At 58.0% G+C, this 19577-nt stretch carries 16 protein-coding genes; 7 read left to right on the forward strand and 9 right to left on the reverse strand.

Translation table 11 applies throughout. The features are described 5' to 3' along the window. Window positions 1–27: 27 nt before the first annotated feature. Complete coding sequence (locus HFD92_RS07025) at window positions 28–873, reverse strand: VOC family protein (protein WP_167428713.1); 846 nt, start codon at window positions 871–873, stop codon at window positions 28–30. A 20-nt stretch (window positions 874–893) separates the two neighbouring features. Continuing rightward, entirely contained in the window at window positions 894–2033 is a 1140-nt protein-coding gene (locus HFD92_RS07030; protein ID WP_167428604.1) for an amidohydrolase, read from the reverse strand. A 358-nt stretch (window positions 2034–2391) separates the two neighbouring features. Between HFD92_RS07030 and HFD92_RS07035 the strand changes: the two genes are divergently transcribed. After that, window positions 2392–3822, forward strand: coding sequence for an FAD/NAD(P)-binding protein (locus tag HFD92_RS07035; RefSeq protein ID WP_167428605.1), 1431 nt, complete (start codon window positions 2392–2394; stop codon window positions 3820–3822). A gap of 71 nt (window positions 3823–3893) precedes the next feature. On the opposite strand, the gene HFD92_RS07040 is transcribed toward HFD92_RS07035, so the two are convergent. The 7 genes from HFD92_RS07040 to HFD92_RS07070 all read right to left on the reverse strand — a co-directional run bounded on the left by HFD92_RS07040 (window position 3894) and on the right by HFD92_RS07070 (window position 13115). Beyond that, a complete protein-coding gene (locus HFD92_RS07040; protein WP_167428606.1) occupies window positions 3894–5129 on the reverse strand; it encodes an MFS transporter in 1236 nt (411 codons plus the stop codon). A gap of 79 nt (window positions 5130–5208) precedes the next feature. After that, window positions 5209–7563 carry a GNAT family N-acetyltransferase gene (locus HFD92_RS07045; protein ID WP_167428607.1) on the reverse strand — a complete coding sequence of 785 codons (2355 nt, stop codon included), beginning with the start codon at window positions 7561–7563 and terminating at the stop codon, window positions 5209–5211. Between the two features lies 1 nt (window position 7564). After that, entirely contained in the window at window positions 7565–8857 is a 1293-nt protein-coding gene (locus HFD92_RS07050; RefSeq protein WP_167428608.1) for a lysine N(6)-hydroxylase/L-ornithine N(5)-oxygenase family protein, read from the reverse strand. 1 nt (window position 8858) lies between these two features. After that, window positions 8859–10421, reverse strand: coding sequence for an aspartate aminotransferase family protein (locus HFD92_RS07055; protein WP_009092931.1), 1563 nt, complete (start codon window positions 10419–10421; stop codon window positions 8859–8861). A gap of 511 nt (window positions 10422–10932) precedes the next feature. Next, complete coding sequence (locus HFD92_RS07060; RefSeq protein WP_167428609.1) at window positions 10933–12306, reverse strand: PTS ascorbate transporter subunit IIC; 1374 nt, start codon at window positions 12304–12306, stop codon at window positions 10933–10935. Between the two features lie 29 nt (window positions 12307–12335). Next, window positions 12336–12617, reverse strand: a complete 282-nt coding sequence (locus HFD92_RS07065; protein ID WP_009092933.1) for a PTS sugar transporter subunit IIB — start codon at window positions 12615–12617, stop codon at window positions 12336–12338. Window positions 12618–12665: 48 nt separating this feature from the next. Beyond that, window positions 12666–13115: a PTS sugar transporter subunit IIA gene (locus HFD92_RS07070; RefSeq protein ID WP_167428610.1), complete on the reverse strand. Its 450-nt coding sequence runs from the start codon at window positions 13113–13115 to the stop codon at window positions 12666–12668. Window positions 13116–13533: 418 nt separating this feature from the next. Between HFD92_RS07070 and HFD92_RS07075 the strand changes: the two genes are divergently transcribed. The 6 genes from HFD92_RS07075 to HFD92_RS07100 all read left to right on the forward strand — a co-directional run bounded on the left by HFD92_RS07075 (window position 13534) and on the right by HFD92_RS07100 (window position 19575). Then, a complete protein-coding gene (locus HFD92_RS07075) occupies window positions 13534–14268 on the forward strand; it encodes a GntR family transcriptional regulator (RefSeq protein ID WP_009092935.1) in 735 nt (244 codons plus the stop codon). Window positions 14269–14528: 260 nt separating this feature from the next. Next, entirely contained in the window at window positions 14529–15527 is a 999-nt protein-coding gene (locus HFD92_RS07080; RefSeq protein WP_167428611.1) for an MsnO8 family LLM class oxidoreductase, read from the forward strand. 23 nt (window positions 15528–15550) lie between these two features. Beyond that, complete coding sequence (locus tag HFD92_RS07085) at window positions 15551–16702, forward strand: amidohydrolase (RefSeq protein ID WP_167428612.1); 1152 nt, start codon at window positions 15551–15553, stop codon at window positions 16700–16702. Between the two features lie 84 nt (window positions 16703–16786). Continuing rightward, entirely contained in the window at window positions 16787–18100 is a 1314-nt protein-coding gene (locus tag HFD92_RS07090; RefSeq protein ID WP_167428613.1) for an LLM class flavin-dependent oxidoreductase, read from the forward strand. Window positions 18101–18111: 11 nt separating this feature from the next. After that, window positions 18112–19053: an ABC transporter substrate-binding protein gene (locus HFD92_RS07095; RefSeq protein ID WP_058958193.1), complete on the forward strand. Its 942-nt coding sequence runs from the start codon at window positions 18112–18114 to the stop codon at window positions 19051–19053. A gap of 9 nt (window positions 19054–19062) precedes the next feature. Further along, window positions 19063–19575, forward strand: a complete 513-nt coding sequence (locus HFD92_RS07100; RefSeq protein ID WP_167428614.1) for a GNAT family N-acetyltransferase — start codon at window positions 19063–19065, stop codon at window positions 19573–19575. Window positions 19576–19577: the final 2 nt, after the last annotated feature.

Genomic DNA, 19577 nt, shown 5'->3' on the forward strand with positions numbered 1-19577 from the left:
GGGCGTTTTTTTTGGATCACGCCGCCTTCAGGCAAAACGCAGCGCCAGATTAAAGCCCTCTCCGGACGCCACGACAATCGCGTCAGCCTGCTCGTGAAACAGGATATTCCCTGCCAGCAACGCGTTTTTCACCAGGGCGAGATCCGTTGTGGCAAACCCCAGCGCCACCATCCGGGCGCTGCCATCATAATCCTCCGGCAATGGGCCGAAGCGCTGTTGCGCATAGTCGGCGGAGGCAAAGCGCACCGTGGCAGCCCCGGCACGCAGCACGAAAGCGCCTTCCGGACAGGCGAGAACCTTTGCGGCACCAAAAAGCCGGCTGTAGACCTGCGCCGCGTGCGCCGGGTCCTGCGCGACGATGACAAACTCACTGATATTCTGCACCCCATTGGGATGGCGCTGCCAGGCGGGCTGCCACACCGTGTCCGGCGTCAGATGCTGGCAGAAAAAGGATCGTCCATTGGGGATCAGTGAGGCACGCAGCCGCACGGTCCGGAAGTGCGCTTCAGTGACCGAGCCATCCGGCAGGGTCACCGGCCGCCAGAAGACGGCAGGCGGGTCGCCATCCAGATCCTGTCTTTCCAGGTGCAGAAACTCACTCTCTGCATCGCTGCTTTTCCACACCAGTCCGCTTAGTCCCAGCGGTGAATTCCACAGGTCGGCACGCTGGCTGCCTTTGCCGGGCTCATAGCCGAGCAGCTCCAGATAATTTTCGCCAAAAATAGCCAGATGATTGCTCGATCCCAGCGAGTGGTGGCCCCGCTCGGTGAGCTGAAAGCCGAGCCGCCGGAAGCGGGCGCTGGCGTTATCCAGCTGGTCGGCCACATTAATGACCGCGTGGTCGAGAACCGGTTGCGGCACCGGAACAGCGATCGTCGTACGCTTTTTTTTCGTCATTGCGCTACCACTCTCTGCAGCGCGCGCGGCACCAGCCGGGTAAAGTACGCCACGGCCGGGCCTATCAGCGCCTCATCCGGATCGAAAGCGGCGTGATGCAAACCATACTCGCTGGCACTGCCGATGCTGACAAAGGCGCCCGGCACCTGTTGCAGGTAGAAAGCAAAATCTTCGCCACCCATCTGTGGCGTCTCCGCCTGTTCAGCGAGATAGCCGCTCTCGCGGGCGACATCCAGCGCCACCTCCACCCACGCCGGGGTATTGATCAGCGCAGGCGGGCCAGCCGTCCATGCCAGTTCCGCGGTCGCGCCAAATCCGCCAGCAATGCCCTGAATCAGCGTCCGGATGCGATGCGGGATCTGCTCGCGGATCGCGCTGTTGTGGGTGCGCACGGTTCCCTCCAGTTCGACGGTCTGGGGCAGCACATTCCAGGTATTCCCGGCGGTAAAGCGCGTGACGCTCAGCACGACGGTTTCCAGCGAGCTGAACACCCGACTCGGCAGGGTCTGCAGGGCCGTCACAATATGGCTGGCCACCACAATAGAATCGATGCCCTCCTGGGGGCGGGCAGCATGCGCGCCTTTGCCCGTAACGCGGATCACAAAGCGATCTACATTGGCATAAAACGCGCCCGGGCGGCTGCGCAGGGTGCCCAGCGGCAGGTCGGGGGCATTATGCAGGCCAAATATCGCCTTCACACCCTCCAGCGCACCCGCCGCGATCAGCTGCTGCGCACCATCGAAGGTCTCCTCAGCAGGCTGAAACAGAATCCGCACCCGGCCTGGCAGCGTGCTTTCCTGCTGCTTCAGCTGCAGGGCAACGCCCAGCATGACGGCGCTGTGAACGTCATGGCCGCAGGCGTGCATCACACCCGGCTGGCGGGATCGCCACGGGCGGTCGGTGATCTCCTCAATCGGTAGCGCATCTATGTCAGCACGCAGGGCGATGAGCGCTTCACCGTGACCCATTTCTGCCACCACGCCCGTTTTCAGCCCCAGCGGCAACAGCCGTATTCCGGCCTCGGTGAGCCAGCGGCTCAGGCGTTCCGTGGTGGCAAATTCATGATTGGAGAGTTCAGGATGCTGGTGCAGTTCACGCCGCCACTGCACCAGCTGTTCGGTTAAAGGCAATGTCATGGTTATCCCTGTTTTTCCGGCAGAAAAGGCTCGCCCGGCGTCAGCATCAGGCGGCTGGCCCAGGCAAAAAAGGTTGGGCATGAATCAGAGCGGGCAGGGAAAGCATGGCGCAGGGTGAAATAACGTCTTCATGATAAATTCCTTTGTTATTAATTGCCTCAGCAGGCGGAATCATCATCGAATGACGCAGGGCGCAGATAAAGAAACGAATTGGTCAAAGCTTATCTGAAAAAAATAAATGCGGATTGCTGTCAGCTTCTCATACCAGTCGAATCATCCGCCACTCTCTATGATAGCGGTTATAATTGTGCATATTTTGTTCGTAGCTAACAGATAACCCTATCCCGATGGAGTTTCTATGAATAATCTGCATGTTGCTATTATTGGTGCTGGCGCAACCGGCGTGGCCGCGTTTATTGCCCTTGTCCGACAGGGGGCCTGCAAACGCATTACACTGCTGGATGCGTCGGGGCCCGCCATCGGGCAGGTTTATGCCAGTCAGCATCCGGAACTCCTCTGTAATACCTCTGTCGAATTAATGTCTCTGTTACCGCCGCACTATCACGATTTACTTCATTACCTGCATGAGCATACAAATAACGAGATTACGCTGGCAGATTTTGTTTCCCGTAAAATCATCGGAGATTATATTCAGGATCGATATACCCGTTATCTCTCGCTGGCTTATCAGCAGGGCATAAGCGTCTCCTTTATCAGGGATGCGGGGAAACAGATTATGCGTCAACCGGGCGGTGATTATCTGATCGAAACCCGGCAGAGCGGCACCATTACAGCCGATGCGGTAATCGTCTGCACCGGTTACACGCATCCCGCGATTCCTGAGGCCCTGTCATCTTATCAGGGCGATCCTCTGTTTTTTGCTTCACCCTATCCGGAAAAACTGATGCTGGAAAAGATCCGGCCGGATAGTCATGTCCTCATCGTGGGAACACGGCTCTCCGCGATAGATGCGGCATTAGTTCTTTGCCGACAGGGGTGCCGCGTCAGCCTGGTTTCTCCCTCCGGCGACCTGCCGGCGGTGCGCTCTGCCGTCATGCTCAGACCCATTCAGGCTTCGCGACTCGCCTGGCTTACAGACAGCGCGGTAATCAGTGAACAGGTCAGGCCGGACATCAGAAAATGGGTGATCCGGCTGCTGGCTCACGCCTCGGCGACCTCCCTCAGAGAGCAGTTTGTCGCAGAGGCGGAGAGTATCCAGCGACTGCGGGAAGAGAGTGAACTGGCGCGTCAGGACAAAACGGAATGGCAGTACAGGATTGTCGGAATGATTAACGCAATCAATCAGCATTCGCACACACTCCCCGAGGCGGTTAAGCACTCCCTGAGCGCCTTTCTGCGGGCAACAGGACGCTATATCAGCGCCATGCCCTTAAAGAATGCCGAAAAATTGCTTGGTTATGTTGATAGCGGGTTATTAAGCGTTGAAAAACTGAGGGCTGAATCTCTGCAGAAATCAGATTCGGGCTGGACCCTCAGCAACCCGCAGGGCGAAATCACACACTTTGACGCCCTTGTCTGTGCCACCGGCTACGCACCGCCCAGACATTCGATGACCCATAATGGGCTGATCCTCGCGGATGCCCGTGACGCTTCAGCCGCACCGCCCCGGCTGAATAACCATTTACAGCTGCACCTGGCCCACAGCGTGTCGCCTGAATCTGTCTGGCTGGCAGGCATATCAACGCATCTGTCCGTCCCGGTGGTGAATGCGCTGTTTGTCGCGGTCGAACAGGTGAACAGAATTGCACAACAAATCAGAAGCTTATAAAGATTGAGTGACTGCGTTGTGATGCCGTCAGAGCAAGAGGCCTGCGTCCGGCCCCTTACCCTGACGAGACGCTACTCAGTACAGAGTGCCTGCTGGCGACACTGACTTTCGCGCAGAAACGCGCTGACCAGAACGAGCCACAGCAGACCGCAGGTCAGATTCACCAGGCTAAAGCCGCCGGTGCCGAAGCTGAAATAAGCCGTTTTCGCGGCTTCAATGCCCAGCGCAATAATCAGGATGCTCACCATGCCCAGCAGTGCCGCGACGCTGCCTTTTCCGGCGCTGCTGGAAAAGAGCGTCATACGGTAAAGTCCGGCGTTAATCAGCCCGGTGCCGAAGCCGTAGAGACTCATTCCGGCCGTGAGCCACAGATAGCTTTGCGGATTCAGCAGGGTAGCGACCACCGCAACGGTCAGTCCGCAGACCACTGGCCAGGCACCCAGCTTTACCGGCTGTTCAATCGGCAGACGGCTGGATAAACGGCCCAGCGTCAGGTTGCCCGCAATCATCGCGGCAAAGACCGGCAGCTGAAGCAGGGCATAGTCGATGCGGCTCAGTTGCGCGCCGTGGATCAGGATGACGGGTGAAAGCGCCACCCAGGCAATGCAGGGGACGCTGACCAGTCCGATAGCCAGTGAACCGCGCATCACCTGACGATCCTTCAGCAACGCCGCGTAACCGCTGATAATCGATCGCAGCGACAGCGCTTTTTGACGATCGCCCGCCGTTTCGGGCATGGCATACCAGAGCCCGGCCAGCGCCAGCGCCGCAACAGCGCCAATCAGCCAGAACAGCGTGCGCCATTCTCCCATGGTCAGAAACGCCGCGCCCGCCAGCGGCCCGGCCAGCGGAGCCAGCAGGGCGACGTTGGCCATCAGCGCCATCATTTTGATGCTGAGCGACTCGATAAACGCCTCCTGAATCGCCGCATAACCCACTGCACCGATGAAACAGAGGCTGATCCCCTGCAGGAAGCGCAGCAGAACGAACTGCTCAATGCTTTGTACCCAGTGCGTTGCGACGCAGGAGAGCATAAAAAAGGTCACGCCACCGATCAGCACCGGACGCCGTCCGATGCGGTCCGAGAGCGGGCCAAGCAGCCACTGCAGCAGGATGCCACCGGCCAGGTAAGCAGTCAGGGAGGTGGAGACCCACTCCGGCCCCACCTTAAACTCCTGAGTCACCAGCAGCATACCGGGCTGGATCATGTCATGGGCGATATAGGTCGCAAACTCAAACAGCACCAGCGACAGGGGAAAGATCAGATGCCGCCGGGTCAGCTTTGCGACCGGAATAAAAGAGGACATTACAGATTCCTGCGATAACTCATTAAAAAAAAGGCGGCCACCCAGGTGACCGCCTGACCATTACGTGACAGGGTAACGCTTAGCGCCAGCGCGCGATCGGGTTGACCAGGGTGCCGGCAAATTTCAGGTTTTCCGCCGGGTCGGTGAGGTTAATCATCTGCTGGTTGTTGGCCAGCTGCAGGCGGTTGAGGCAGGAGCGGGTGAACTCTGGCGCAAACATGTCATAGCGCGCAAACTTCGTCGCCAGCTGCGGATGCGCCTGCTGATAATCCTTCACGCATTCCGCTACCGACTGCCAGAACTGCTCCTCAGGCAGTGTGCCTGACTGGTCAAGGATCGCGCTGATAAAGCGGAAAATGCAGTCAAAGACGTCGGTGAAGATCGACAGCAGTTTAAGCTCCTCCGGCACATCCACCGCCAGTCGCTGCACACCTTCCGGCAGCACGGCATCCGGGTTCATCACCGCGATCTCCTCGCCGATATCCTTCATATAGGCGCTGACCGGGACGTTGTTCTCCAGCAGCATAATCAGGTTTTCACCGTGCGGCATAAACACCAGGTCATGCTGATAGAAGCAGTGCAGCAGCGGACTGAGGTAGCAGGTCAGATAGCGTTCAATCCACTGCTTCGCGGGTAAACCGGAATCGGCAATCAGCGCGGGCAGCAACGCCTGCTGATGGTGATCGACGTGCAGGAACGAGGCCATGGTCATCAGACGCTGACCGGGTTGCAGGCTGGCCGCCGGATTATCCCGCCACAGGGCGGCAAACATCTTCTTGTAAGCGGAGTCGCCTTTAATCGCCTGCTCGTAATAGCGGTTGTGATAGCCGACCGAAGCAACTTCGCGCAGGATGCGGAAATCGCACTTCTTCAGCCAGGCATCGCCTGTCACCAGCTGCTCCAGCCAGCCGTTGATGGCTGGTGTGGTCGCCATGTAGTAGGGCGACAGACCGCGCATAAAGCCCATGTTCAGTACCGAAAGCGCGGTTTTCACGTAGCGCTTTTCCGGCTGACTGCGGTTAAAGAAGGTGCGGATGGACTGCTGCGCCTGATAGGCGTCGTCGCCCGTGCCGAGCCAGACAATATCGTGATTCGCGATGTCCGCGGCGAAAACCGTCAGCAGTTTGTTCTGCCACTGCCACGGGTGCACCGGCATCAGGATATACTCCTCAACCGCCAGCCCTTTTTGCTCCAGCTGCGCATTAAACTGCTCAACGGTGTTCTGGCCCAGCTCATCACGCAGCAGCTGCTCGTAACTCAGCTCGCTCAGGCTGGCGAAATGCGCATTGCGGCGATGGACCGCGACCCAGATAAGGTGAACCGGCGCGGCGGCTTCGGGTGCATAGGCCAGATAGTCCTGCGCATCAAAGCCGATGCGGCCGTTGTTCGCGACAAAGCAGGGATGCCCTTCGGTCATGGCCGCTTCAACGGTCTGGAAATCCGCGGAGACCAGCGCCTGACTGTCCGGATTGTGCTTCTGCAGCTTATAGACAGCGCTGCAGAGGGTGCTGCTGATCTCCTCCATGTAGGTAGCCAGCAGCGCCTGGGGAATGCCGATCTCCCCGTTGAACTCCACGATAAACTTCAGCGCATCCAGCGGCAGATCATGGCCATTCTCCTGCTTGCGCAGCGAACCCGCGTCAATCTCCCAGTGATCCAGCGCCAGCCGCGCCGCGCGGAAATGGTAGCTCGCCTCGCCAGCCGGTACAGCCAGCTGATAGCTGCCGTTGCCGGATTCCTGCGGCGCGATGATTTTTTCATGCGCAAACTCGGCAATCGCTTTGCGGATCAGCATGCGGTTTGCCTGCGCCCAGTTGTCGCCCGTCAGATGCGTGCCGTTCATCAGTGAAGAGGGGGTGGTCATAGTCTGCGACTCCTGCAGTAACGCGTGTTGATAATCTTCCCGCTGGCAGAAGGCCAGCCAGGCGGTTTTATGGCCCAGGTCGAGGGTGTGCTGATAGCGGAAACCGGCACGCCTGTTCAGAACGTGGATCTTCTCGTTACGCACGTCCGGCTCGACCACCACGCGGTTCACTTCGGGACGGCTGAACATATAGTCCATCACCAGCGAAAAGACCTGCCAGCTGAACGCGCGGATCGGCTTGCTGGCCGGGGCAATCAGGATGTGCATGCCGTAATCATCGGGCGCAGCCGGGTAAAATTTTCCAATCTCATCATCACAGGCGCGATAGCACTCAATCAGACAGATCGGCTCATCGTTGCAGCAGCCAATCAGTGCCGCTTTGGGATCCTGTGCCGTCAGTGTATGATAGAACGCCGCAACCTGCTCCAGGCTCTGCTGCTGCATGCCCCAGAAGCGCGCATAGTCGCGGGTGACCCAGCTGTGGATGAGCGGCGCATCGCTGGCCTGCATCGGACGAAGGGTGAACAGACCCGCGGGACGGCGGGCGCTGAACAGGATAGATGAACTCATTTCAGCGCTCCGTTTTAGCCGGGAAAGTCTGGAAGGCGATCTGACGCTCGATTGGGTAAACCTCGCGTCCGGTCAGTTCGCGCAGCAGCACCGAGTTGCGGTAGCAGGCCATCCCCAGATCCGGGGTGACAAAGCCGTGGGTGTGTAGCTCGGCGTTTTGGACAAAGACCTGATTGTGATGGTCGATGCTGTAGTTGCGCTGCACGTCGTAGCGACCTTTCTCATCCCAGCGCAGACGCGCGGTGATCCCCTCCAGAAACATCGGTGGCCGATAGTGATAGCCGGTTGCCATCACCAGCCCTTCGGTGCGGCGGGTAAAGGTACAGTCCTGCTCCTCCTGATGCAGCGTCAGCTCAAATTCCCCCTCCGGCAGCCAGCGCATCGCGGTCAGGGCCGAGTGGGTGAAGAGATTGACGTTCAGATCGCCATCGAGCTGTTTGACGTACATCAGATCGTAAATGTCATTAATCAGGCTGCTGTTGATCCCCTTGTAGAGGTTCTTATGCCGGGCATTGAGTTCGTCGCGGGTGCTGGCAGGCAGGGCGTGGAAGTAGTCCACCCACTCCGGCGAGGTCATCTCCAGCGTCAGCTTGGTGTACTCCAGCGGGTAAAAGCGCGGCGCTCGGGTGATCCAGTTGAGCTGATAGCCAAAGCGATCGATATCGGTCAGCAGGTCATAGTAGATCTCCGCTGCACTCTGACCGCTGCCCAGCACGGTAATCGACCGCTTCTGCTGCAACGCGGCTTTGTTCGCCAGATAGTGACTGGAGTGGGTCAGGCGCTGACGATGCGGCTGGCTGCACTCCGGCATCCAGGCCACCGGGCCGGTGCCGAGAATCAGATGACGCGCCTGATAACGCTGTTTCTCGTCACTGCGGGTCTCCCTGACCTCCAGCTGATAGAGACCGGAGGCCTCATCGTAGCTGACATACTCGACGTGGCTGTTCCAGCGCAGATTCGACAGCTTCGAGCTGGCCCACTGGCAATACTGGTTGTACTCCTTGCGCATCAGGAAGAAGTCTTCCCGGATGTAGAACGAGTAGAGTTTCCCCTTCTCCTTCATGTAATTAAGCAGGCTGTACGGGCTGGTCGGATCGGCCAGCGTCACCAGGTCAGCCATGAACGGGGTCTGTAGATGGGCACTTTCCAGCATCATGCCGGTGTGCCAGTCAAATCCCGGATTCTCATCCAGGAAAAGACCGTTCAGACCCTCAACCGGCTCACTCAGGCAGGCGAGACTCAGGTTGAAAGGGCCGATGCCGATGCCAATAAAATCGTAAACAGGACTCTTCATTTCACATCTCTCCCTGGTTCGCCGCGCGCAGCGCAGACGCCCGGACCTGCTCGCGGCCATAGTGCGCAATCAGACTCAGCACATCTTCGAGGTCGGCAGGGGTCGTGGTCGGATTTAGCAGGGTAAATTTCAGATACTGACGGCCGTCGACTTTGGTGCCGGCAATCACGGCATTTCCGGAGCGGAACAGCGCTTTGCGGATTGCGGCGTTGATTTCGTCGATCTGCGCATCACTGGCGTGTTTGCCCGGCACGTAACGGAAAATCTGGGTGGTCAGCTCCGGGGCGTGCAGCACTTCGATAGATGGGTGATCGCTCAGCAACTGATGCGCCGTCTGCGTCAGCGCGATCAGGGTATCGAAGGCTTCACCCAGCGCCGCCGGCCCCATGACGCGCAGCGTCAGCCACATTTTCAGGGCATCAAAACGGCGGGTGGTCTGAATGCTCTTGTTGACCAGATTTGGCGTCCCTTCCTGCTGGGCGCTGAGCGGATTCAGGTAGTCGGCATGGTGGGTGACATGCTTCAGGTTCTGGCTATCCCGGACGAAGAAGGCCCCGCAGCTGACGGTCTGGAAGAAGGATTTGTGATAATCGACGGTGACGGAGTCCGCCCGTTCAATGCCGTTCAGGCGTGAGCGATGCTGCTCAGAGACCAGCAGCCCGCAGCCATAGGCGGCGTCAACGTGCATCCATAAACCGTAATCGTCACAGAGACGGGCGATTTCCGGCAGCGGATCGATGCTGCCAAAATCGGTGGTGCCGCTGGTGGCGACAACCGCAATCGGGATCAGCCCTTCGCTGCGGCAGCGCTCAATCTCCTGCGCCAGCAGGGCCGGGTCCATGCGGAACTGCTCGTCGTGATCGATAGCGATCACCGCATCGTAACCCAGCCCCAGGATCGCCATCGATTTCTGGATGCTGAAGTGGCTGAGCTTCGACGTAAAGACGCGCCACTTCGGTGCGGTCTCTGGCAGGCCGCGCTGCTTGATCAGGTGACCGGGATGATGCGCCGCGCACCAGCTGTCACGCGCCAGCAGCATCGCCATCAGATTCGACTGGGTGCCACCACTGGTGAAGATCCCGTCTGATCCGGCGGGCAGGCCGATGCGGCCCAGCGTCCAGTCGATCACCTTCTGCTCAATGAGGGTGCCGCCTGCGCTCTGATCCCAGGTATCCACCGAGCTGTTCACCGCCGCCATGATCTGTTCAGCCATCAGCGAAGGCAGTACAACAGGGCAGTTCAGGTGTGCCAGATATTTCGGGTGATGGAACCAGACGGCGTCACGCAGATAGAGCTGACTCAGCTCCGCCAGAGCGTCATCGTTGTTACCCAGAGGACGGTCAAGATCGACATCGCTGAATTCCGCCGCCAGTTCATGAGGCAGGATGCCGCTGAACGGCTTCTCAACACCGGTGACGGTGCGGGTCATCAGCGCCAGCACCTCCTGCGTCTGCTGCGACCAGGCAGCCAGTTGCCGATCGTTGAAAATCGCCGTTTCAGCCGTGCAGGCAGTGGAGGCCGGTTCGAAGTCCTGTGCCGATTGAATAGATGAGCGTAAAAGCATGTTCAGTTCCTGTGCGTTAAAACCATAACCCTGCCGACCTGAATCAGCAGCGTGGGATATCCGCTCAAAACTCCAGTAAACATAAAAATGACTAACCAGATAAAAGCCCTGACAATCCTGGGGACCAGGGTTTTCATCCTGAAACAGGTAAATACCGCATATTTTTTGTGGATTAGGCCGCGTTTATCGCGTTGTTATATGCGGATGAGAGTGTAAATGTTAATCATTATCATTCAAATGTTTTGTTGTTAAATTTTATTTATTAGCGCATCTAATGTTGAAAGTGTGACTCAGATCACTTTTCTGAATCGGAATAGTCCTTTTTTTGCGGCTTTCAGGGCCAGCAAAAGGCAGTGAAACAGGCAAAATAGCGCCTGCAGGCGGAGCAGAAGGGAACGGAGAGGGGATGATAAAGGGGCGTTTAACGGGTCTGAGAAGGGCGGCACTCACCTGAAAAGAAACAACCAGAAAGTCACGCTTGCCCTTTCTGGTTGGGAGTTAAAGATGGAAACTAACCTGCATCGGTTTCGGCAGGCACTTTCTTTCTGGCGGTGAAGTTATAGAGCACTAACAGGGCGAAAATACCGGTAACGATCAGGGTAATGGTGCCCTTATCCATAAAGCGAGCCATGTTGCCCAGCAGAATGCCTGTAACGCCGAAGTCGGTGTCCGAGAAGGTCGTGTTGGTCAGCCCAATCTGTCCAAGCACGGGCAGCAGCGCCACCGGCAGGAAGGTGATTAACAGCCCATGTGCAAAGGCACCGCAAATCGCCCCGCGTTTGCCGCCGGTCGCATTACCAAACACCCCCGCGGTGGCACCGCAGAAGAAGTGAGGAACCACACCCGGCAGAATCAAAACCCAGTGCAGCTGGCCGAGGACAAACAGCCCCACCAGACCCCCGGCAAAGCTGGAGATGAAGCCAACCAGAACCGCGTTCGGGGCATAGGGGAAGACAATCGGGCAATCCAGCGCCGGGCGGGCTTCCGGCACCAGTTTTTCTGAAAAACCGGTAAAGGCCGGGACAATTTCAGCCAGGATTAAGCGAACCCCCTGCAGAATGATGAAGACGCCTGCGGCAAAGGTAATAGCCTGAATAAACGAGTAAACGAGGTAGTTCTGACCATTGCTGAAGGTGGATTCCACATAGGCTTTACCGGCCGAGATCGACAGGATTAAGTAGATAATCATCATCGTCAGTGAGATGGAGATGGTACTGTCGCGCAAAAAACTCAGGTTTTTTGGCATGTTCATCTCTTCGGTCGAGCGCGAGCCTTTTCCCACCAGAGAGCCGATCCAGCCCGACAGGACATAACCGATGGTGCCGGTATGCGCCAGCGCCACCTGGTCACCGCCAATGATCTTCCGCATATAGGGCTGAGCGATCGCCGGAAACGTGGCCATCAGTATCCCCAGTGCCAGCGAACCGGTATAGATGAGCTGAATGCCTTCAAAACCCGCGACCGATAATATGATCGCGATCATGCAGGCCATATAAAAGGTCACATGCCCTGACAGGTAAATATATTTAAGCCGGGTGAACCTGGCGACGAGGATATTGGCGACCATACCAAAGGCCATAATCATCGTGGTCGGCGCACCATATTTTGCCAGTGCGATAGAGACCATCGCCTCATTATTCGGGATAATGCCCTGAACATTGAACGCATGTTTAAAAATATCGCCAAGCGGCGTCAGGGAACCGACCAGAACGGTCGCGCCACCGGCCAGCACCAGGAAGCCCAGAATCGTTTTTACCGTGCCCTTAATCACATCCGGGAAGGGTTTCTTCTGCGCAACCAGGCCGAAAAATGCCACCAGTCCGACTAATATAGAGGGCACTTTCAGCACGTCGACGACAAACTGCAAAAGATTTTGAGTAAACATATTAACCTCGAGGGTAAGTGTTTATCGGCTTATAACTGTCCGTTTTTCTCAAAATAGTCTCGTATTTTTTGCTCAATCTCTTTCAGGTCAATAATGTTATTGATGATGATGATTTTCTCTTCCGGAAGATTGGCGCTGTAGGCAATATCTTTTGCCATCACAAAAATATCCGCCACGTCGGGCGTTACCGAGCCGAGATCGGAATGTTCAACCTCAGCCTCCACCCCTAATGTCTTCAGCACTTTTTTGATGTTCATTTCCATCATGAAACTGCTGCCCAGACCTGAACCACACACTGCCATCATCTTCATATCCGACCTCATTCTCTGGTGATCAAAATTAACGTGTTAACGGGTAAATCAGACGCCTGACAAAATTGCCAGCAGCGCTTCATGGCTGTCTGCATTAAAAACCTGCGCCATGATGTTCTCATCGGAGAGGACTTCCGCCAGCTGGGAAATCATTTCGATATGGCTGTTACTGTCCGGTGCGGCAAACATAAAAAGCACTTTCACCGGATCGTTCTCTTCAGAATCAAATTCCACCGCCGACTCCAGCAGCAGCACCGACAGCCCCAGTCCGAGCGCGCCCTGTTCCGGACGAGCGTGAGGCATGGCAATCTGCGGAGCGATAACAAAAAAGGGTCCGATCGCCTTTTTTTGCTGGATGATGGCATCAATGTAAGCCTGTGAGATGACGCCTTCGCTGAGCAGAGGACGCCCCGCCAGCACAATCGCTTCCTGCCAGTCAGCCACGCGCTCCACGTACTGAATTCGCTCGCTATTCAACCAATCCGCCAGATGTGACATCGTTGTAATCCTGTCTCTCGTTGCGTGTTCAAAGTTAACGCCACGCAGATACCCTTTGCGCGTCGCCGCGCTCATCGGAACGGCTGCGTTCGTTAACTCTCCCTGAACCTGTACAGACACTTTCCGGAGATTCGCCCTGACGACTTCCCGCTGTGAGGGGGCCAGCCGGTGGATGAGTGACCCGGCAACACATCTGTACAGGTTAAAGATGTCTAGTCATCCTGATGATGTCCTTCGACGTGTAGGGACACAACCGCTAAAATTAAAATATGGCTACACAGGCTTAACATCTGTGCCAATTTGATAGGTTGGTCACATATTCACCTGACCGGAGTAGTACTTCTCCGGCAATGTCAGGCAGAAAGGGAGTGGCACGGATACAGGGAGTCTCTCCTTCACGCAAATGGGAAGAACGTCGATGGCTGATGGCATGACTGAAAAGCAGAAAGAGGTGGTCGATTACATCCTCACGCGGATTAAAGATGACGGCCTTCAACCCGGTGAAAAGCTGGATACGGAAATAGCCATCGCAAAGTGCCTCGGTATTACCCGCACAACGGTGCGTGAAGCGACCCGAATTCTGGTGGAGCAGCAGCGTATTTATCGGGTGAAGGGATCGGGGATATTTGTGGGTGCGACGGAGATCAGTAGCCAGGCTCACCGATATCACGTGCTTTCCCCGTTTGATTATCAGGCGCAGAGAAACGGGCACAAAGGCGTCCGCAAAATTATCTCTGCCAGCATTATCCGGGTGCCATCGGCAGAGATGGCGCAGGCGCTGCGCATTAAAACCAGCGATCCGATCTATAAAATATTACGACTGATGTGCTTCGATGAGACGCCGGTGGCGCTGGAACATATTCATCTGCCGGTGAATATGTTTAACAGCATGGAGTTCAGCAAACTGGAAGTGTCGAAATATGCCTATATCGAGGAAGTGACCGGAAAAAAAGTGCAGCTGCGCGACCAGCATTTAACGGCCATTAACCTGACGCAGGCTGAGACGCTGGCATTACTGAAATTAGGGGCAGGGGATGCGGTTATCCAGATTAATGAGACGGTTTTTCTCGATGATGGCGTTCCCTGCGAGGTTAATGTGGCGATTATCAACACCCGCTTTTTTCCACTGAAGCAGAACTCTCAGCGCCCCTGAATAAAGCCGGCAATTCAGCGCTTCACATAAGACGATTTTGTGCAATCCTTTGCCACTCTGCACGTTTTATTCACTCTGAACCCGCCCTGATAAGGCGATAGCAGGCCCGGTTTTGGGGCTTTCGTCGCTTATTTGTCTTTTATTTCGCCGCGCCCCGCCAATATGACGAATTCAATAAAGCATAAAACAATATGATGTTTTACCAATAATCGCCTGCGCAGCACACTGGTCAGCAACCGGAATCAATAAGGACCAGGTGAATGGCATATCAATTAAGTCTGTTAGACAAAGCGCCCGTCCTGCAGGGCGAGACGCCTGCGGCGGCGCTTCAGCGCACGCTGCAACTGGCGCAGCGGGCAGAGGCGTGGGGCTATCACCGCTTCTGGCTGGCGGAACATCACAACACTGCACAGCTTGCCAGCCCTTCACCGGAGCTTCTGATCGCCTGGATCATTGCGCAGACCCGCCATATCCGGGTCGGATCGGGCGGCGTGATGTTGCAGCACTACAGCCCCTATAAAGTGGCCGAAAACTTCAACCTGCTCGCCTCGCTGGCGCCGGGGCGCATCGATCTCGGCGTCGGCAAAGCGCCAGGCGGATTACCGCTCTCCACCCAGGCGCTGCAGCGGGGTGTTGATGCCACCAGTAAAGGCAGCTTTGCCGAACAGCTTCAGTTGCTGGATAGCTGGCTGAAACCGGATCAGCCGAAACCGGATGAAGAGGGGCTGGCGGCGACACCGCTGCCTGCGCGTCCGGCTAGCCGTTTTCTGCTGGGGGCCAGCGAAGAGAGCGCGCGGCTGGCTGCCTCGCTGGGCTGGCAGTTTGTCTTTGCGGCGCATCTGAATGGTGACCGCGCGTTGCTTGAGCATGCGCTGAGTACCTACACCCGCCTGAGTCACGGTCAGCGCGCGCTGGTTGCGGTTCAGGTGGTGGTGGCTGACTCGCCCGCCGAAGCTGACCTGCTGGTTGCCTCTCTGCGCCACTATCATGTGGCGGTAAAAGGGGGCCCGGGTGTCAACGTCGCCAGCCTGGAGCAGGCGGAGCGCTACGTGCGTCAGGGGGGCTATCGCGACTATCAGATTGAACCTCGCACCCCGTCACTGCTGAAAGGCACGGCGGCGCAGGTGCATGCTCAGCTGGACGCCCTGCATCATCACTTTGCTATCGACGAGTTCGTCATCGATACGCCCGTCACCGATCCGGTTGCCCGCCAGCGCTCGCTGGAACTGCTGGCCACCCACCATCTGATTGCGGCCTGAATCCCAGCCAGCGGAGAGTCATCATGTACCCTGAATCACAACTGATTGAATGGCGACGCGAACTGCATACCTGGCCGGAGCTGTCCGGTCAGGAGTTTGCGACGACCGCACGGCTGCGCGGCTGGCTGCAGGCCGCAGGCATCCGGCTGCGCGATTACCCGCTGGAAACCGGCGTGGTTGCTGAAATCGGCCAGGGTAAAACGGCGATTGCTCTGCGCGCCGACATTGACGCGCTGCCGATCCATGAGGCGAGCGGGGTGCGCTTTCACTCCCGTCATCCCGGCGTGATGCACGCCTGCGGTCACGACCTGCACAGCGCGGTGATGCTGGGCGCGGCCCTGCAGCTTCAGGCTCAGGCCGACACCCTGTCCGGACGGGTGCGCATCCTGTTTCAGCCCGCCGAGGAGATTGCGCGTGGTGCCCGGCAGTTCATCGGGGCGGGCGTGCTGGATGAGGTGCAGGCTATCTTCGGGATGCACAACGAACCTTCGCTGCCGCTTGGTACGTTTGCCACCCGCAGCGGCGCGTTCTACGCCAATGCCGACAAATTCATCATCCGCGTGACCGGCAAAGGTGCCCATGCCGCCTACCCGGAGCAGGGCGTCGACAGCATCGTGACGGCCAGCCAGATTATTCAGGCACTGCAGGGACTCACCAGCCGCAGTTTTAACGCCTTCGACAGCCTGGTGCTCAGCATCACCCGCATCGACGGCGGCAAAAGCTGGAATGTGTTGCCGGGCGGGGTGGAATTTGGCGGCACGGCGCGTACGCACGATCTGCAGGTGCGCGCCGACCTGGAGCAGCGGGTGCGTACCCTGGTTGAGCAGTTTGCCGCGGCCAATGGCGCGCAGGCGACCCTGACCTGGCAGCCTGGCCCGCCGGTGCTGATCAACGATCACCACTGGGCAGGATTCTGCAGCGATGTGGCCCGCCAGGCGGGTTACCGGGTGCAGACCGCCGAACTGCATCTGCTGGGTGAAGACTTTGCTTTTTATCTGCAACAGGTGCCCGGCGCCTTTGTCAGCATCGGCAGCGCCAGCGAGTTTGGCCTGCATCACGCCAGCTTTACCCCCGACGAGGCGCTGATTGCGCCCGCCGCTGACTACTTCGCTCAACTGGCCCGCCAGGCGCTGCAACATCTCAGTGCGCGATGTCAGGCATCCCTTCCACTCTGAATAGCATTTATCTGCTGCCGTAACCGCACGACGGTGCTGAACAGCGTCGTCAGGCACCGCGACGACTAAAAAAGAGAGAACATCATGACCACAAGACAACTTCGGCTGGGCACCATTCTGCATGGCGCCTCAGGCAACATGTCCGCCTGGCGCCATCCGGCGGCCCAGGCCGATGCCAGCATCAGCCTGGATTACGCCAAAAAAATCGCCCGTAAGGCGGAGCAGGGCAAACTCGATTTTCTGTTTGTCGCCGACGGGTTGTTTATCAATGAGAAATCGATTCCCCACTTTCTTAACCGCTTTGAGCCGCTGACGCTGCTCTCGGCGCTGGCCGGTGTCACGGAGCACCTGGGGCTGGTCGGCACCGTCTCCACCTCCTACAGCGAGCCGTTCACCGTGGCGCGTCAGTTCGCCAGCCTCGATCATCTCAGCGGCGGGCGCGCAGGCTGGAACGTGGTGACGTCACCGCTGGAAGGATCGGCAAAAAACTTCTCCCGTCAGCAGCATCCGGAACATGCGCTGCGCTACCGCATTGCCGATGAGTATCTGCAGGTGGTGAAAGGGTTGTGGGATTCGTGGGAGCAGGATGCGTTTGTGCGGGACAAGGCGAGCGGGCAGTTTTTCGATCCGGCTAAGCTGCACACCCTGGATCATCACGGTGACTTCTTCCAGGTGCAGGGGCCGCTGAATATCGGCCGCACCCCGCAGGGGCGTCCGATTATCTTCCAGGCGGGCGCATCCGCAGACGGCAAAAAGCTGGCGGCGCGCCATGCCGACGCCATTTTTACCCATCAGCCAACGCGCGAAGAGGCGCAGGCCTTCTATCAGGATGTGAAGCAGCAACTGGTAGACAATGGCCGTCAGCCGGAAGAGCTGCACATCTTTCAGGGTGTCAGCGTAATTGTGGGCGATAACGCCGATGACGTCGAACAGCAGTACCAGACCACTGCGGCGCTGGTTTCGGTGACTGATGCGCTGAACTACCTTGGACGCTTCTTTGACCATCACGACTTTTCGCAGTACCCGCTGGATCAGCCGTTCCCCGATATCGGCGACATCGGACAGAACAGCTTCCGCAGCACCACCGACGAGATCAAACGCAAAGCGAAAGAGCAGGGGCACACCCTGCGTCAGGCGGCACTGGAAGCGGCCACCCCGCGCCCCCTGTTTCACGGCACGCCTGAAGAGGTGGCGGATGGCCTGCAGCTCTGGTTTGAAACCCACGCCACTGACGGCTTCATCATCAATGGCGGCACGCCTGACACCTTTGAACGCTTTGTCGATCGGGTGGTGCCGATTCTGCAGGCACGCGGCCTGACGCGCCGTGACTATCCGGGCACCACCCTGCGCGACAGCTTCGCCCTGAAATCCCCCATTAATCAGTTCACCTCACAATAAGAGTCCGGATCATGCAAAAACCCTTACGTCTCATCGCTCTGCTTATGCTGGCCGCCAGCAGCCACGCTCTGGCAGAGGGCACCAGCGTCTCCTACAACGGCCAGCGTGTCAGCGTGGAAGCCAATAAAGCGCCGATCAACACCGCGAAAAATGCGGAGGCCATCGCGCAGCTGCCCGCCGGTCACCATTTTGTGGTGCCGGGCGCATTTACCGTGGCGGTGGCCGCGCTTAACTCTCCGCCGCTTACGGTCTTTTCTGACGACAACAAAACTCTGCTCGGCAGCGAGGTGGATATCGCACGGCTGGTCGCCGACAGCCTGGGACTGAAGCTGAATGTTGTCCCGACCTCCTGGGAGGACTGGCCGCTCGGCGTCGCCTCGGGCAAGTATGACGCGGCAATCTCGAACATCACCGTGACGAAGCCACGCAAAGAGAAGTTCGACTTCGCGACCTATCGCAAAGACTCGCTGGGCTTTTATGTCCGGACCGGCAGCCCGATTCAGTCGCTGACCAAAGCGGAGGAGATTGCCGGACTGCGGATCATCGTGGGATCCGGCACCAATCAGGAGGCGATCCTGCTCGCGTGGGATAAAGAGAATCAGGCTAAGGGCCTGAAACCCTTTACGCCGATCTATGCCAAAGATGATGCCGCACAGACGCTGGCGCTCCAGTCGGGTCGGGCAGACGCCTATTTCGGGCCGAATGTGATCGGGGCCTGGAAGGCGGCTCTGACCGGGAAAACCCGGCTGGTGGGGAGTGTGGATGGGGGCTGGCCAAAAGCGGCTCACATTGCGGTGACGGTGAAAAAAGGCAGCGGTCTGGCCGAACCGATTAGCACGGCGCTGAATGGCGTGATCGGCAATGGCGACTATCAGAAGGTGCTTAACCGCTGGGGCGAAGGCGTTGAGCAGATTGGTCATTCTGAAGTTAATCCCGCCGGACTGGGCGATTAAGGAGCTGAGATGAGTGAATTAACGTTTCGCGAGGTGTCGCCCGAGGCGCCGGAGCTGCAACCGATCCTGGGCGGCCTGTTCGGTGAATATGCCGCACGCTACGGCGACTATTTTGCCCGGCTTAAGGAGCAGGAGCTGACAGAGTGGTATCTGCCGCCGCAGGGGCTGTTTATCGTGCTGGAGCGCGACGGCGAGATCATCGCGATGGGCGCCTACAAACCTTATGACCCGCAGACCGCCGAGCTGAAGCGCATCTGGACCCGCAGCGATCTGCGCCGTCAGGGTCTGGCGCTGGTGGTCCTGCAGGAGCTGGAGCGTCGGGCCCTGCAGGCGGGTTACCAGCGGCTGTTTCTCACCACCGGCTTCCGTCAGCCTGAGGCCGTCCGGCTCTACACCGGTCACGGTTATCAGCCTCAGTTCGATCTCAGCGGCGATCTGGAGCGTTACGGTCAGCCGCCCCACGACGGGCGACTGCGTTTTATTAAAGTGATTGGCGTGTATAACGTCGCGGAAGCGAGTTAAGG

Source organism: Pantoea sp. EKM101V (assembly GCF_011800325.1).
Classification (GTDB): domain Bacteria; phylum Pseudomonadota; class Gammaproteobacteria; order Enterobacterales; family Enterobacteriaceae; genus Pantoea; species Pantoea anthophila.

Bases quoted from the DNA above. Each gene is read 5' to 3' on its own strand.
- HFD92_RS07065 (WP_009092933.1), bottom strand. From the start codon at position 12,617: ATGAAGATGATGGCAGTGTGTGGTTCAGGTCTGGGCAGCAGTTTCATG.
- HFD92_RS07040 (WP_167428606.1), bottom strand. From the start codon at position 5,129: ATGTCCTCTTTTATTCCGGTCGCAAAGCTGACCCGGCGGCATCTGATC.
- HFD92_RS07060 (WP_167428609.1), bottom strand. From the start codon at position 12,306: ATGTTTACTCAAAATCTTTTGCAGTTTGTCGTCGACGTGCTGAAAGTG.
- HFD92_RS07095 (WP_058958193.1), top strand. From the start codon at position 18,112: ATGCAAAAACCCTTACGTCTCATCGCTCTGCTTATGCTGGCCGCCAGC.
- HFD92_RS07030 (WP_167428604.1), bottom strand. From the start codon at position 2,033: ATGACATTGCCTTTAACCGAACAGCTGGTGCAGTGGCGGCGTGAACTG.
- HFD92_RS07075 (WP_009092935.1), top strand. From the start codon at position 13,534: ATGGCTGATGGCATGACTGAAAAGCAGAAAGAGGTGGTCGATTACATC.
- HFD92_RS07035 (WP_167428605.1), top strand. From the start codon at position 2,392: ATGAATAATCTGCATGTTGCTATTATTGGTGCTGGCGCAACCGGCGTG.
- HFD92_RS07070 (WP_167428610.1), bottom strand. From the start codon at position 13,115: ATGTCACATCTGGCGGATTGGTTGAATAGCGAGCGAATTCAGTACGTG.
- HFD92_RS07050 (WP_167428608.1), bottom strand. From the start codon at position 8,857: ATGAAGAGTCCTGTTTACGATTTTATTGGCATCGGCATCGGCCCTTTC.
- HFD92_RS07055 (WP_009092931.1), bottom strand. From the start codon at position 10,421: ATGCTTTTACGCTCATCTATTCAATCGGCACAGGACTTCGAACCGGCC.
- HFD92_RS07080 (WP_167428611.1), top strand. From the start codon at position 14,529: ATGGCATATCAATTAAGTCTGTTAGACAAAGCGCCCGTCCTGCAGGGC.
- HFD92_RS07045 (WP_167428607.1), bottom strand. From the start codon at position 7,563: ATGAGTTCATCTATCCTGTTCAGCGCCCGCCGTCCCGCGGGTCTGTTC.
- HFD92_RS07100 (WP_167428614.1), top strand. From the start codon at position 19,063: ATGAGTGAATTAACGTTTCGCGAGGTGTCGCCCGAGGCGCCGGAGCTG.
- HFD92_RS07085 (WP_167428612.1), top strand. From the start codon at position 15,551: ATGTACCCTGAATCACAACTGATTGAATGGCGACGCGAACTGCATACC.
- HFD92_RS07090 (WP_167428613.1), top strand. From the start codon at position 16,787: ATGACCACAAGACAACTTCGGCTGGGCACCATTCTGCATGGCGCCTCA.